The sequence below is a fragment of the Mesorhizobium sp. M7A.F.Ca.ET.027.03.2.1 genome (genome assembly GCF_003999175.1).
Taxonomy (GTDB): Bacteria; Pseudomonadota; Alphaproteobacteria; order Rhizobiales; family Rhizobiaceae; genus Mesorhizobium.
Genome location: NZ_RZOM01001706.1, coordinates 1 through 698, shown reverse-complemented (window position 1 = coordinate 698; position 698 = coordinate 1). Strand labels below are relative to the sequence as shown.

The following is a 698-nucleotide window of genomic DNA, read 5'->3' as shown; positions in this document are numbered from 1 at the left end:
CCACAAGAACTCTATGTGTGGCCGTATTTCTTCGCCCTCCCGCTGGACAAGCTGGACGCCAAGCAGCGGGTCGAGCTGTTCAAGATCGTCACCGCTGGCGATTTCAACGACATGAAGCAGTTCGGCGCTTATATTTTCTACCGTGTCGGCATCACGCCTGCCGGACAGTGGTCGTTCTTCGTCGCCGGGGATTGAGCTTTCTGCCTCTGCCCTTGCAGAGATCCGGGAGCCTAGACGGGCAATGCCTCGGAAAACTCCACCGCTTTGCCCTGGCCTGGCGTGACGATTTCCCCCTCCCACATGACACGTCGGCCTCGAATGACGGTGCCGACCGGCCAACCCGTCACTTCCCTGCCATCATAAGGCGTCCAGCCGGCTTTCGAGCCGGCCTGCGCATTGGTGATCATCTCGCGCCGCATCATGTCGACGATGGTGAAGTCGGCGTCATAGCCGGCGGCGATGCGGCCTTTCCTGGCCATGCCGAAGATCCGCTGCGGGCCATGACTGGACAGGTCGACGAAGCGCTGCAAGGTTAGCCGGCCGGCATTGACGTGGTCGAGCATGATCGGCACCAGCGTCTGCACGCCGGTCATTCCCGACGGAGAGGCCGGATACGGCTTGGCCTTCTCGGCCAGCGTGTGCGGCGCATGGTCGGAGCCGAGCACGTCGACAATGCCTTGCGCAATGCCGTGCCAGAC

1 protein-coding gene and 1 pseudogene are annotated in these 698 nt (G+C 62.5%); one reads left to right on the top strand and one right to left on the bottom strand.

Annotated features, from left to right (window positions below):
• Positions 1-195, top strand: a pseudogene (locus EN750_RS37515) (hypothetical protein); the annotation flags it as partial.
• A 35-nt stretch (positions 196-230) separates the two neighbouring features.
• Here EN750_RS37515 and EN750_RS37510 read toward each other — a convergent pair.
• Positions 231-698: amidohydrolase family protein (locus EN750_RS37510; protein ID WP_145968341.1), on the bottom strand; the 468-nt coding region annotated here is incomplete at its 5' end.